The organism is Flavobacterium cheniae, from assembly GCF_004363695.1.
Taxonomy (GTDB): Bacteria; Bacteroidota; Bacteroidia; order Flavobacteriales; family Flavobacteriaceae; genus Flavobacterium; species Flavobacterium cheniae.
The window spans coordinates 60,484-75,168 of the sequence record NZ_SNZC01000005.1 but is presented as its reverse complement, the minus strand read 5'-3'; the positions used below and the strand labels follow the sequence as shown (position 1 = coordinate 75,168).

Sequence of the window (14,685 nt, the reverse complement as noted above, 5' to 3'; positions counted from 1 at the left end):
TGAACTAATAATAGAATATCTGTCTAATTAAAGTTTAAAACTTATATGACTTATATGTTTAAAAATTAAAAATAATTATGGAAAATAATAACCAACAAGGGCAAATCAACATCGAATTAGACGAGCAAACAGCAGAAGGAACCTATTCAAATTTAGCAATAATCAATCATTCTAATTCTGAGTTTGTAGTTGATTTTGTAACCATTATGCCGGGAGTACCAAAAGCAAAAGTAAAATCGAGAATTATCTTAACGCCACAACACGCCAAACGTTTGCTAAAAGCGTTAGGAGAAAATATTCATCGATTTGAAGCTGCGCACGGAAAAATTGAAGAGAGTGAACAGCCTCCAATTCCTTTAAATTTTGGACCGACAGGGCAAGCATAAAAAAAATTCCTCAATATAATGTTGAGGAATTTTTTTACGCCTTTCATCGATTAATATTACCTTTCATCGGTGATTTGTCTTAGTTGTTGTTTTTTTATAGAAATTGTATAGCTTTTTGTAAATGAAGTTAAATTTGTTTACAGCAACTAATAAAAAATAACTATATGATAAACAATTACGATTCGGTTGAGACCTGTCTTTTAAAAGGCTCAGCAAATTCAAAAAAACAAGAATCGACATCCTTAACAGGAAAAAAAGGAACTTTAGTTTCCTTTATGACTGTGTTTTTGATGTTGTTTTCTTTTGTTTTTGTACAAGGTCAAACGACTTTGATATCACCAACTGGTGATGGAGGTTTTGAAAATGGCGCAACTTTTGCAGCTAATGGGTGGACAACTGTAAACCCTGCTACAGATACATGGCAGGTTGGGAATGTTCCGGTTTCGTCAAATGGTGTTAATTGTGCATACGTTTCTGCTAATGGCGGTGCGGCATGGACTTATTCTCAGCTTAGTGTATTTAATCATGTTTACAGAGATGTGACAATTCCTGCGGGTGAGAATAAAGTAACTTTATCTTTCAAATGGAAAGTTGGTGGCGAAGGTACAGTAGCCTCAGATTGGGATAACATGAAGGTTTTTTGGTCGCCAACTTCTTTTACACCTTCTTCAACAGCTGCTGTTACAGGTGCTACACAGTTAAGTGGTCCTGGCGCTGTAAGTGGAATGTACAAGTTAAGTAGTGCAAGTTGGAATACGGAAACAATTGTTTTTTCAGCTGCACCAGGTACTTATAGATTAATTTTTCAATGGAAAAGTGATATTTCGGATATAGTTAATCCACCAGCTGCTTTAGATGAGATTTCTTTGGTTTCTCAAGCACCAGGAGTATTTATTTCTATTGCTAATGGTAACTGGAGTAATCCTGCTACTTGGGATGCAAATGCTGTGCCTACGGGTGCGGACAACGCAACTGTGGCAGCTCATACAGTAACAATTGATGTAGCTGGTTCAGCAATTAATAATTTAACAGTTCAAGGATCTTTAGAGTTTGGCACAACGCCAACAACATTTAATGTGAATGGTAATTTAACTCTTGAACCTGGTGCTGAATTTCTTGTATTTAATGGAACAACTGGTAAAGCAATCGTAGTTTCAGGTAATATTGTAAACGATGGAAATATTGATCTTTCTGTTGGAGCAACAACTGCAGGAAGCTTAACATTAAACGGTAGTACGGTTCAGTCAATTACTGGATCTGGAACTTTTGCTAATAATTTAATAAGAAATTTAATTTTTACTAATACATCAACAGCAGTTCCAAATATCAACTGGGGTTTTGATGGTATAAGTGTAGCTTATAATCTAAATATTGCTAACGCTAAAATTAATTTAAATAGTAATAAAATTACTTTTGGTATTGGATCGGCAGTTGCTGCAGATACTGGTAATACATTTACAATTACTAATGGTGGTTTCTTAAACGGAACTTTTTCTAGATGGTGGACAGCTACTCAGACAGGGTATACTACTACAGGTCCAACAGCAATTCCAACAGGTGCTGGAGGAAGATATCCTTTTTATTCGCCAACAGGGGAACAAAGAATATTCTACATTGGTAGAACAACTCCAACTGCGGGTGGTAAATATGCGGTGACTTATAATAACGCTACAACTACTACAACTGGTTTAAGTATTGTTGATGGAGCATATACAATTACTAATCAATGGGATGGTAATTTCGTTGTTACCTTAGATGGTACAACTCCTGCAGCAGCTTCAAACTGGGTAACAATGTTTACTCCAAATGCTTTCTTTACAACTGCACTTGGTGCTAGAATTACAGGTGAAAATGTGGCATTGTCTGGTACTCACGTTAATACTTCTAGTGCACCTTACGGACAAAGAAGTGGTGTTTCAACTGCTGATTTAACTTCTGCTACAGGTTTATACCTTGGTGTTAATGCAGCTGATGTTCCTGTAGTTTCTATTGCATCAGGAGATTGGAATGCAACTTCAACTTGGAATGGTGGAGTAGTGCCAACATGTGCAGACTCAGCTGTAATTGCAAATGGTCATACAGTTACGTCTACTACATCTGGTAATGTCGCAAGAAATGTAACTATTGCAACTGGAGGAACTTTAGTAGTTTCTGCAGGAGATTTAACAGTGGGTTGTACATTAAATAACAATACTTTAGCTAATAGTGGTACTTTAACTGTTTCAGGAGGTCTATTAGCAGTTAATGGTAATATGGTACATAATGCTGCTTCAACTTTTAATCAAAGTGGTGGTGATATTTTGGTAGATGGTAATGAAGGTGGTGTTGCTGCAAATTCAGTAGCTTCAGGAGTTGCAATCGTACAATTAAATTCACAATTTATTAACTGGACAGGTGGTGTTTTAACTATTTTAGATCCACATGCGAATGCTACTGCATCAAATACATTAGCTTACACTAATAGTACAGCACACGTAAATGTTCCAAATACACATACACTTAAATTAGGTGATGGTGTTTCAACAGATGCTGGTGGTAATGCTACTAATGGTTTTAGATTAAATACTTTTGTAGGGTCTAATAGAATTTTATTTGGTAACTTAGAAGTAAACACTTTAGGTGGTACAAATAGACAAGTTACAACGGCTTGGTCGTTAGGTTTCAGTGGAAATGTAACAATTGCACCAAGTTCTGAAGTAATATTTGGAACGTCTTATGTAGCAGGAAATATAGTTAACAACGGTACTTTTACCACTACAACTTCATTGTTTTTAGCTAACTATTTAAATGGTGCTGAAACTGCAACTACAAATGCTCAAACAATTGGAGGTACAGGGGTTTACAGAAACTTAGCTGCTGCTCCAACAGCAAACTTAACGTCATTGACGGTTAATAATACTAATGCGACAGGTGTAACGTTAAACATACCTTTATCAGTTAGTGGTACATTAACAATGACATCTGGTATCATTAATACTACAAATACAAATTTATTAACATTAGGTACTGCAACTGCAGGAGGAACTTTAGCAGGTACTCCAAGTGCTACTAACATGGTTAGAGGTCCTTTCGCAAGAACTATTTCTAATGCTAATGCAAATACAAATTATTTACTATTCCCTGTTGGTAAAGTAGCTTATGCTCCTGTGTGGGCTGCACCAACTACTACCACTGCAACCGTAATGAAGGCAGAAACTTTTGATTCTAATACTGGAACACAAAATGCTGCGATTGCAAATATGGCAACCAACAGAAGATGGGAATTACCATTAGTGTCAGGAACAATTACTGATATTAATGTTAGAGTAGGTGATGCTGGAATTTTAGCAACAAGTATTCCTGTTCAAGCGCCATCTGCTGCTGGTGAATATACAAGTACATTTGGATCGGTTGCTACTGCTGTTGCAGGAGTTTCAACTCAATCAACTACACCTGTACTAACTGCAAACTACACAGGTTTCTTAAGTTATGCAAATTCTAACGCTTGTGTTGGAGTTCCTACTCCAGGTAATACAATTGCGTCAAGTAATACAATTTGTTTAGGAACTTCTGTTACTTTAAGTTTACAAAATTTAACAACGGGTTCGGGTGTTTCTTATCAATGGTTTTCATCTCCAGATGGAGTGACATATTCACCAATTGCTGCGGCAACAAACCCAACATATTCAACTACTCCTACTGCGTCTACATATTTTATGTGTGAAGTTACTTGTGCTACAGGTCCTTCAACTGCAGCTTCAACTCCTGTGCAAATAACTTTTGCAAATGAAGTAACAGCAACTGTACCAGCTACAAGATGTGGAACAGGAACAGTTGATTTAAGTGCTACGCCAAGCGCTGGTGCAACTATTAATTGGTTCGCAGCTGCAACAGGGGGAGCTTCATTAGCTTCTGGTAATTTATTTACAACTCCTTCAATTAGTGCTACCACTACTTACTATGCCGCTGCAACCACTGCTGCTCCTGGTTTTGTTACCATTGGTACAGCTAGTACTTTAACAGGTGCTACAGTTCAGCCAACAGCATTTTGTAACAGATGGCCAAATTATTGGAGTCAAACAATTTATACAGCTGCAGAATTAACAGCTGCTGGATTAAGTGCTGGTAATATTACTTCTATGGCATATAATATTGCTTCATTAGGTGATGCTGCAACAAATGCTAACTTTACTGTTAGAATTGGTACAACAGCAGGTAATAACTTTGCTAATACTACATTCTTAGCAACAACTGGTTATACTACGGTATATGGACCTTCTACTTATACTCACACTGCTAGTGGATGGCAAACTATTACATTTGCTACTCCGTATGTGTGGGATGGAGTGTCTAATATAGTTGTAAACGTAACTCATGATGGTGCTGATGCGATAAATAATTCACAAACTTATTATACTGCTACTGCAGATAATAAAGTATTATGGGTAAATAGTTACACAGGTGCAACCACTACAGGTACAACTTCTGTAAATAGACTTAATGTAATTTTTGGTGGTCAAGCGGCTTGTACTTCAACAAGAGTACCAGTTGTAGCAACTGTATCTTCACCTCCAGCATTAACATTGAGTGCAGCGACTGCTACAATATGTTCTGGAGATTCTTCTAGTGCAGTTACTTTAACTGCAGGTTCTGGGGATTACAATACATTTGTTTGGAGTCCAGCAACTGGTGTAAGTGGTGATGAAATTTTAGGTTGGACTTTCAATCCTACAATTACTACAACTTATACTTTAACAGCTACTCAGACTTCTGGAGCTTTATGTTCAACAACTGCAACTTTCACTGTAAATGTTAATCCATTACCAACTAATGTAACAATTACTCCAGCGGCACCTTCAATTTGTGTTAACACAATTCAAAGTTTAGCTGTTACAGGTGGAACTTTAGGAGTAGTAGGAAAAGTGGGTTCAGGAGTTGCAACTAATACTACATCAACTCCTTTCAAAGGATTTTGGGGTGGTTCAAAAATGCAAGCACTTTATACGCCTGCTGAGTTAACTGCTTTAGGTATGGCAGCTGGACAAAGTATCAATTCAATTGGGTATGTTGCTTTATCAGGAACTCCTCTAGTATTGAATAACTTTACAATTAATGCAGGTTTTGTTTCTAATACAACTTTAGGTGCAGCATTTATTCCAGGTGCAACAAACGTTGTTTTAGCACCAACTAATTACACTCCTAGTACTGGAACTGGTAATATTAATTTTACTCTTTCAACTCCTTTAACATGGGATGGTGTATCTAGTTTATTAATTGAAACTTGTTTTAATAATAACAATGGAGGTGGAGTTGCTGCGAATTCTATTTCTGTTGAATCTACAGTTGTGGCTACAGGGTTAAACTTGTATTTATCTCAAGATAATAATGCTACTGTTTGTACAAATGTAACAGCTCCTACAGCTACTACAACAAGACCAAACCTTAGAATTTCTACGTTAGAAACTGCTAATATTACTTGGTCTCCAGTAACTAATTTATTTACTGATGCAGGAGCAACAATTCCATATACAGGAACAAACGCTACAACAGTTTATGTACAATCTGCAACTCCTGGCACAACAGTTTATACTGCTACAGCTACAATTGGAGCAACAGGATGTTTTAGAAATAATACTGTAAGTGTTACTGTAAATGCATTACCAGATGCTACAGTTTCTCGTGTTGATGACGTATTAACTGCTGCTGAAACTGGGGCAACTTACCAATGGTATACATGTGCTGCTGGTCCTGTATACACACCTATTGGAGGAGCAACTTCTCAATCATATACAGCAACTGCAATTGGTAGTTATGCTGTGGATGTTACATTGAACGGATGTACTTCTAGAAGTACTTGTTTTGATGTTACTACTTTAGGATCTTCTTCTTTTGATATGAATGCTTTAACTGTTTATCCTAATCCAGTTGTTGACATTTTATCAATTAGATATAATGAAGAAATTACTGCAATTAACGTATATGACTTAAGTGGAAGATTGGTGAAACAAATTACACCAAATCAAACTGAGGTTGAGGTAAACATGTCTGAATTAGCTGCTGCAATGTATATTGTAAAAGTGAACGCAGGTGGAAACCAAACTGAAATTAAAGTAATTAAAAAATAAAGTTAAGTTTTTTAAATAAAAAAGGGTCAATCTTTAGAGGTTGGCCCTTTTTGTTTTTATTTTAGCAACATGAAATTGACAGCATTAAAAATAGAACAACTCCCAATAGTAATCGACTTAACCAAGAAAATTTGGCCCGTAGCGTATGGCGAAATCTTGTCTAAAGCGCAATTAGATTACATGATTGACAAGTTTTATAACGAAACCGCTTTGCGCGAATTAATGCAAAAAAGTCACGTTTTTTATTTAGCGCAAGACAATAATGGAAAAGATGTAGGTTTTGTTTCCTATGAAATTAATAGCGAACCCAACAAAACTAAAATCCATAAAATTTACGTGTTACCCGAAACTCAAGGAACAGGTTTAGGCCGACAGTTTTTTGAATTGGTAAAAGAAAAAGCCATTGAAAACCAACAAAACGCCATTTTCTTAAACGTTAACAAATACAACAACGCCATACATTTTTACTCCAAACTAGGCTTTACAAAAGTAAAAGATGAGGTGATTGATATTGGAAATGGTTATGTAATGGATGATTATGTGATGGAGGTTGTAATTTAATTGATTTCTAATTTATTAATTTGAATTATATGAAATTTAAAATTATATTTTTATTTTTTCCACTTTTTATTGTTGGGCAAAGTACTTCGAATGAAATTGAAATAATAAGGGATATTGATTCTTATGTTAAATATGTTGATAGTATTTCATTTAGTTTAAATGAAGAAATGTCATATGATGTAATACTTCCTGCTCATGGGAGTATTAATGGTAAGCCTATTGAAAAAATTGAAACAGAAAAAAAAGTTTTAAAAATTGAAAAACAGATTCTTAAAATGATTTATTCTGAAAAAAAAAGTAAGTTAAAAGAGGAGTTTGTTTTTTATTACAAGGATTTAAAGTTAGTTTACGTAGAGTTTTTAATTTACAAGAAAAAGAAATCTACAAAAAAAGTTTTTTACTACAATTATGAGATGCCATTATATCCATCATTTTCAGATTCTAGCTATGGTATTAATGTTGATTTACGCCTTATTGAGAAATCTAGATTAGCTATGTGAATAGATGCTAGCACACGCTAACGCAAGTGTTTTGCTCATGTACACAAAACAAAAAAGCACGAGAAATTTCTCGTGCTTTTTCAAATTATATATTTTCTATCTATTCCTCTCCCCATAATTCCTTTTCCCAGTAAACTTACTTTTATTACTTGGCAAACTCGCTTCTTCGGTTTTACTTGAAGGAGCAATTAATTGGTTTAATTCAGCAACTTCGGCATCAGTTAAGTTTCGGTATTTGCCTTCTTGTACGTCTAAGGAAATGTTGATAATACGAGTACGTTTTAAAGCCGTTACTTCGTAATCTAAATATTCGCACATTCTACGAATTTGGCGGTTTAAACCTTGCGTTAAAATAATTCGGAAAACGTATTTACTAATTTGTTCTACTTTACATTTTTTGGTAATCGTTTCCAAAATCGGAATTCCGTTTGCCATTCGGTCAATAAATCGGTCGGTAATAGGTTTGTTTACGGTTACGATGTATTCTTTTTCGTGGTTGTTTCTCGCACGAAGAATTTTGTTTACAATATCACCATCATTCGTCATAAAAATCAATCCCTCACTGGCTTTGTCTAAACGACCAATAGGAAAAATACGCTCAGGATAATTGATGTAATCTACAATATTGTCACGCACACCTAAGTTGGTTGTACATTCAATACCAACAGGTTTGTAAAACGCTAAATAAATAGGTTTCTCGTTTTTCTGTTGTACCAATTCACCATTCACACGAACTTCATCACCAGGGCTCACTTTCGTACCCATTTCCGGAATCTTTCCGTTAATAGTAACTCTTCCTTGCTCAATCAAACGATCGGCTTCTCTGCGAGAACAATAGCCAGTTTCTGATAAAAATTTATTAATTCGTGTTGTATTTTCTTCCATGATGCAAAGATAGAATTTTTTAGTGATTTTTTTGTTACATAAAGTTTCTCAAAGTTTTCAAAGAGTAACACAAAGTTTCTTTATGAGTTTTTAAAAAGTTAAAGGCTCTGTGTAATTCTTTTCAACACAATCAAAATAAAAAAAATCTCTGTGAAACTCTGTGTAATAAAACAAAAAAAGCCCTTTTAAAAAAAGGACTTTCATTTATTTGGAAAAGGATTCAATTAGATGCTAGCAAATAATTTTTCCATTTTTTCTTTTTCTTCGTCAGCTAAAACACCGTCTACTAAGATTCTTCCACTGTGCTCATCTGTAATGATTTTTTTACGAGCTGCAATTTCCATTTGCGTTTGTGGTGGAATTGTAAAGAATGAACCAGCAGAAGCGCCACGCTCAATAGAAACAACCGCTAAACCGTTTCTTACGCTATTTCTAATTCTGTCGTATGCAGCAATTAAACGCTCTTCAATTTGACCTCTTAATTCTTCTGATTTTGCTGATAAGAAGTTTTCTTCTTTTTCAGTTTCAGCCATAATATCGCTTAATTCCGCTTTTTTATGTTTTAAGTGAGTTTGTTTTCCGTCTAATTTTTCTTTAGTTTGAGCTACTACTTCTTTTTTGTGCTCAATAGAAGCTTTCATTTCTTTAATGTGTTTTTCAGCCAATTGAATTTCCAATTCCTGAAACTCCACTTCTTTAGTTAAAGAGTTGAATTCTCTATTATTACGAACATTTTTTTGTTGCTCTAAATATTTTTTAATCGCAGCTTTGTGCTCGTCGATAGCATTTTTCTTTTCTTTGATTAAATCATCAATAGATTCTAAATCGCTTTTTAGTTTTTCTAAACGAGTAGAAAGTCCTGCAACTTCATCTTCTAAATCTTCTACTTCAAGAGGCAATTCTCCTCTTACATTTCTTATTTCGTCTATTTTAGAATCAACTAGTTGTAAAGCATAAAGGGCTCTTAACTTATCTTCTACATTTAGCTCTTTGATTGTTGCCATATTTAAAAGTACTTAACTGGATTTGTATTTTCTTCTGATAAAATAATTCCGCATTGCAGCGAATTTGGTGCAAAATTAGTGATTTTTTCTTTAAGAAAATCAACTATATAATTTTTTGTAAATCTTTCGCTCTCAAAATGTCCAATATCGGCCAAAAGTAATTGATTTTCAGCTTGATAGAATTGGTGATATTTTAAGTCGGCCGTAAGATAAGCATCTGCACCTGAGGAAATTGCATTCTTAATTGCAAAACTGCCGCTTCCACCTAAAACTGCTACTTTTTTTATTGATTTCCCTGTGAAAGCCGAATGTCTGATGCCTTCGCATTGTAATTTGTCTTTTACCAATTGTAAAAAATCAGTTTCAGAAAGCGGGTTTTCGAATTCTCCAACGCGTCCTAAACCAATATTTTGATGTTTGTTTTCCAATTGATAAATTTCGTAAGCTACTTCTTCGTACACATGATTTTTGAATAAAGCCTTCAAAATTTTACCTTGCAAATGCTTTTCAAACGTTAGCTCGATTTTAATTTCTTCGTTTTCTACAAATTCAAAACGTTCTCCAATTTCGGGATTCGAATTTTCATTTCCCATATAGGTTCCAATTCCTTTCGAATTAAAACTACAATCTTCATAATTACCAATAGTTCCAGCGCCAGCATCAAATAACGCATTTCGCAATTTTTCAACGTTTTCAGGAATGGTGTAAGTAACTAATTTTTGAATGTAATTTTCTTTCGGAATCAATACTTTCGAATGTTTCAAACCTAAAGCATCACAGAAAATTTTATTCACTCCTTTTTGATGATTGTCCAAAGCAGTATGAACGGCATAAATTGCAATGTCATTTTTTATCGCTTTTAAAATCGCGCGTTCGACATAATTTTTACCCGTAATTTTCTTAATTCCTGAAAATAAAATAGGATGGAAGCAAACGACCAAATTACATTTTTTCGAAATCGCTTCATCAATCACCGATTCCAACGCATCATGACAAACTAAAACGCCATCAATTTCTTGATTCGGGTTTCCAACTAAGAGCCCAACATTGTCAAAATCTTCGGCGTAACCTAGTGGCGCCATTTCTTCAAGAACAGAAAGTATATCGGAAAGTTTCATGATGTTTGATTTTACTAAATGATTACACAAATTAACGAAATACCAGTTAGAAATGAAATGATAAATAGCATAAACTTTAATATGATGATAATTTATTATACTTTCGTAATATGATTTTGTTACGAAAAATACTTTTCCCTTTGGCCTTTTTGTATTGGCTCATTACGTTTATCCGAAATTGGCTTTACGACAAAGGCATTTTCAAGAGTTCTTCTTTTGATATTCCAATTATTGCAGTTGGAAATCTTAGCGTTGGCGGAACCGGAAAAACACCTCAAATCGAATATTTAATCCGTTTACTTTCCTGCAATTATAAAGTGGCAGTTTTAAGTCGCGGTTACAAGCGTACAACTGAAGGTTTTATTTTGGCTGATGAAAAAGCTACTGCGAGTTCTATCGGTGATGAACCTTTTCAATTTTATTCCAAATTCCCGAATATTCAAGTAGCGGTTGATGCAAATAGAAAAAACGGAATTGAAAATTTATTACAACTTTCAAACAAGCCTGATGTTATTTTATTGGACGATGCTTTTCAGCACAGAAAAGTAAAAGCTGGATTTTATATTTTGCTCACGGCGTATGACGATTTGTTTTGCGATGATTATATTTTGCCTTTCGGGAATTTACGCGAACCCTCTTCAGGTAAAAAAAGAGCGGATATGATAATTGTCACAAAATGTCCGAATGATTTGTCCGAAATTGCACAGCAGAAAATCAGAGAAAAGTTAAAGGTAAAGCAGCAAGTTTTCTTCACCACAATTCAGTACGACGATTTTGTTTTTGGAAATGATAGTCAATTGTTGGTTTCTGAAATTCAATCAGAAGGTAAAGTGTTGGTTGCCGGAATTGCAAAACCTAAATTATTCTTCGATTTTCTAAAAAATGAATCTGATGAAACTTTGGTTTTCCCAGATCATCATCATTTTTCGAAACAAGATTGTGAGCAAATTTTGGCAAAAGCCAATGGAAGAAAAATAATTACAACAGAAAAAGATTTTGTTCGTTTAAACGGATTATTGCCTAAAGCGCAATTGTTCTATTTGCCAATAAAATCAGCTTTTTTAAATACAAATATTGATAAAACGATAGAAGATTATGTGGGACAAAGTACAAGAAACAGTTAGTTATATTAAAAATAAAACCAATTTTACTCCAGAATACGGTGTGATTTTAGGTTCAGGATTAGGCGGATTTACTGCGGATATTACCATTGAACATACATTACCTTATACGGAAATTCCAAACTTCCCCGTTTCAACCGTTCAAGGCCACAAAGGTGCTTTGGTTTTTGGAACCATTCAAGGAAAAAAAGTGATGGCAATGCAAGGGCGTTTTCATTTTTATGAAGGTTACGATATGAAACAAGTAACGTTTCCAGTGCGTGTAATGAAATATTTAGGTGTTGAAAAATTAATTGTTTCCAATGCTTCGGGTGGCGTAAATCCATCTTATAAAATAGGTGATGTTGCAGTGATTACAGATCACATCAACATGATGCCTGAACACCCATTGCGTGGTCATAATGATGAACGTTTTGGGCCAAGATTCGTTAACATGAGTGAACCTTATTCAAAAGCGATGAATGCTAAAGCATTTGAATTAGCTAAAGAACTAAATATCGATTTAAAAAAAGGTATTTATTTAGGGTTACAAGGGCCAACATTTGAAACGCTTGCCGAATATAAAATGGTAAAAGCTTTAGGAGCAGATTGCGTAGGAATGTCAACCGTTCCTGAAGTGATTATAGCGCGACATATGAATATGGAATGCTTTGGTGTTTCTGTGATTACTGATATGGGTGATGAAGAAAATATCGAAGAGGTAAATCATGAAGAAGTGTTACAAGCGGCTCAAAAAGCAGAACCTCATGTAAGAAACTTAATTAAGAATTTGATTGCTCAGTACTAGTTAAGTATTTGGTAACAACTGTATAGAAATGCTCTGGTTCAAAAGGTTTGGTGATTACTTCATTCATACCATAGGACAAGAGCATTTCTCTGTTTTCATTCAGAGAGATTGCTGTTAATGCTACGATTGGAATATGACTATTGAATTTTCTGATTTCGCTAGTGGCTTCCGTTCCATTGATTCCAGGTAAGTGAACGTCCATCAAAATTAAGTCGTAATCATTTGCTTTTGCATCTTCAATGGCATCTTCACCATTGTCAATAATATTACAAGAAATGCCTCTTTTTTCAAGCATTTTCTGTGTAATCATTTGGTTGATTTTGTTGTCTTCAACTAAAAGAACTTTTTTCTTATTCAGTAAAGTTAAGTCTGGCTTAGCTTCTATTTCCTTAGTTTTATTAGCTACTCCTTTTTCAAATTCTAATTCAAAACTAAAAGCACTTCCTTTGCCAGATTCACTCGTTAAGTGAATTTCACTTCCCATTAATTCTAAGATTTTCTTCACAATGGAAAGCCCTAAACCTGTTCCGCCATAAGTACGATTAATTTCAACCGAACCTTGGCTAAAACTATCGAAAATAGCATCTTGTTTGTCTTTTGGGATACCAATTCCGTTATCTTTTATTTCGAAATATAAAGTTACATTATTTTTAGTTTCTCGTTTGTTTTTGATGGTACACCACACATCTCCATTCTTACTAAATTTAATTGCATTATTTAATAAATTGATAAGAATTTGAGATAATTTAGTTGGGTCGCCTTTTAAATTGTAATCAATAGATTTATCAACATTCAGGTGACATTTGATATTGTTTTCGTGAATGAATTCTTTGAATGAAATAACGATGTTTTCAGTTAACTCGGAAAGATTAAAATTAATTTTTTCAATCACCACTTTATCCGATTCTAAACGATTGATTTCTAATATATCATTGATGAAATTTAATAGATAGTTTCCAGAAAATTCTAATGATTTCAAATAATTTAACTGACTAGCTTTTGGCTTTTCTTGTAATAAAAGATAAGTGATACCATTTATGGCATTTAAAGGTGTACGAAGTTCGTGACTTACGGTTGACAAGAAATCGGCTCTGGCTTTAGAAGCTCTTTCTGCTTTATCTTTTTCAAGAGTTAACTCTCTGTTTTTTTCTTTTAAAAGTTTATTAGTACTAATTCTAATTTTATTGTTTTTGTATAGCGATAAACTCAATAATGATAAAATCGAAATAAGTGCAATACTCAAAATACTAATTAATTTTGAGAATCGTAGGGTTTTTTGTTGGCTTTTTTTCTCTTTATCTAATTGTTCAATAGTTTTTAGTTGTTTGTCAAACTGAATTTTATCAACCGTATTTTCAGCAACATAGCTATTGTAATATTTTCCAATAGAATCTGTTATGTTGGCGTATTTTTTTAGATAGAGATTAGCATTTGAAATGTTTTTATTTTTTTCGTAAGTAGTGCTTAGAAGTTTATAAATACGTTTAGTAAGCTGAAAATCATTATTATTTATTTCGTTAGTTTGATTAGCAAGGTTTAAGTAGTTAATGGCTTGGGGATAATTTTTCTTATTAATTTCAATTTCTCCTAACTGAATATAAGCTTCGGTTTTTGTACTAAGTAAAGCGTCGTCACTAATATTTTCTACAACTCCTTTTAATATGTTACTAGCTTCGTTATAATTTCCCTTTTCTTTTTTTATGATAGCTTTTTGAAGATTGATTAATTCAATCGCTTCAAGGAAATTTAATTTTTTATAAATAACAGTAGCTTTTTCAAAATAGGTTTCAGCATAAGCAATGTTGTTTTTTTTAAGGTAACATTTTCCTAAACCATAATAAGATAGCGCAATATTAGATTTAGGTTCACTTTTACTGTAAATGCTAATGGCTCTAATGTAATAATCAATAGCTAAATCATTTTTTTCAAGTTCGTAAAAAATGGTCGCTAATTGTAAATAAGAATCGGCAAGTTTGTTGTTTAAGTTATTTGCTTTGGCATATTCAATTGCTTTTTCAGTATAAAGAATAGCTTTTGTATAGGATTTTTTAGCTTCTTTATTGAAAAGACCAATCTCTAAATAGTAGTCGGTACTATCGCTTATTTTTCCTGCATCTTTGTAGACAGACTGCGTGTAACCATTTATAGTTACGAGTAGAAATAATATGAAAAGTCGTTTAATCAAGAATTGCCTGAGTTAAATTTAACCCTGCAATTTA

The 14,685-nt window shown here is 33.8% G+C and carries 10 protein-coding genes; 6 read left to right on the top strand and 4 right to left on the bottom strand.

Going from position 1 to position 14,685, the window contains the following annotated elements:
• The first annotated feature begins 77 nt into the window (after positions 1 to 77).
• The 4 genes from C8D80_RS11700 to C8D80_RS11685 all read left to right on the top strand — a co-directional run bounded on the left by C8D80_RS11700 (position 78) and on the right by C8D80_RS11685 (position 7,551).
• Entirely contained in the window at positions 78 to 386 is a 309-nt protein-coding gene (locus C8D80_RS11700; RefSeq protein WP_133610627.1) for a DUF3467 domain-containing protein, read from the top strand.
• Between the two features lie 164 nt (positions 387 to 550).
• On the top strand, positions 551 to 6,490 hold the full coding sequence (locus C8D80_RS11695; RefSeq protein WP_133610625.1) for an Ig-like domain-containing protein: 5,940 nt from the start codon (positions 551 to 553) through the stop codon (positions 6,488 to 6,490).
• 69 nt (positions 6,491 to 6,559) lie between these two features.
• A complete protein-coding gene (locus tag C8D80_RS11690) occupies positions 6,560 to 7,051 on the top strand; it encodes a GNAT family N-acetyltransferase (RefSeq protein ID WP_133610623.1) in 492 nt (163 codons plus the stop codon).
• 29 nt (positions 7,052 to 7,080) lie between these two features.
• A complete protein-coding gene (locus tag C8D80_RS11685; RefSeq protein ID WP_133610621.1) occupies positions 7,081 to 7,551 on the top strand; it encodes a hypothetical protein in 471 nt (156 codons plus the stop codon).
• Positions 7,552 to 7,647: 96 nt separating this feature from the next.
• Here C8D80_RS11685 and rluF read toward each other — a convergent pair whose 3' ends face one another.
• From rluF to C8D80_RS11670, 3 genes are all read right to left on the bottom strand, one after another.
• Entirely contained in the window at positions 7,648 to 8,436 is a 789-nt protein-coding gene (gene rluF, locus C8D80_RS11680) for a 23S rRNA pseudouridine(2604) synthase RluF (protein WP_133610619.1), read from the bottom strand.
• 224 nt (positions 8,437 to 8,660) lie between these two features.
• Positions 8,661 to 9,440, bottom strand: a complete 780-nt coding sequence (locus tag C8D80_RS11675; protein ID WP_133610617.1) for a zinc ribbon domain-containing protein — start codon at positions 9,438 to 9,440, stop codon at positions 8,661 to 8,663.
• A 2-nt stretch (positions 9,441 to 9,442) separates the two neighbouring features.
• Entirely contained in the window at positions 9,443 to 10,558 is a 1,116-nt protein-coding gene (locus tag C8D80_RS11670; RefSeq protein ID WP_133610615.1) for a Nif3-like dinuclear metal center hexameric protein, read from the bottom strand.
• 110 nt (positions 10,559 to 10,668) lie between these two features.
• Here C8D80_RS11670 and lpxK point away from each other — a divergent pair, with 110 nt between their 5' ends.
• Together lpxK and C8D80_RS11660 are read left to right on the top strand one after the other, a co-directional pair.
• Positions 10,669 to 11,682 (top strand): tetraacyldisaccharide 4'-kinase, encoded by a 1,014-nt coding sequence (gene lpxK, locus C8D80_RS11665; protein ID WP_133610612.1) that lies wholly within the window; start codon positions 10,669 to 10,671, stop codon positions 11,680 to 11,682.
• Complete coding sequence (locus tag C8D80_RS11660) at positions 11,654 to 12,466, top strand: purine-nucleoside phosphorylase (RefSeq protein WP_133610610.1); 813 nt, start codon at positions 11,654 to 11,656, stop codon at positions 12,464 to 12,466. Before lpxK ends, C8D80_RS11660 begins: the two co-directional genes overlap by 29 nt.
• Here C8D80_RS11660 and C8D80_RS11655 read toward each other — a convergent pair.
• Complete coding sequence (locus C8D80_RS11655; RefSeq protein WP_242004835.1) at positions 12,441 to 14,651, bottom strand: tetratricopeptide repeat-containing hybrid sensor histidine kinase/response regulator; 2,211 nt, start codon at positions 14,649 to 14,651, stop codon at positions 12,441 to 12,443. The genes C8D80_RS11660 and C8D80_RS11655 overlap by 26 nt on opposite strands.
• Positions 14,652 to 14,685: the final 34 nt, after the last annotated feature.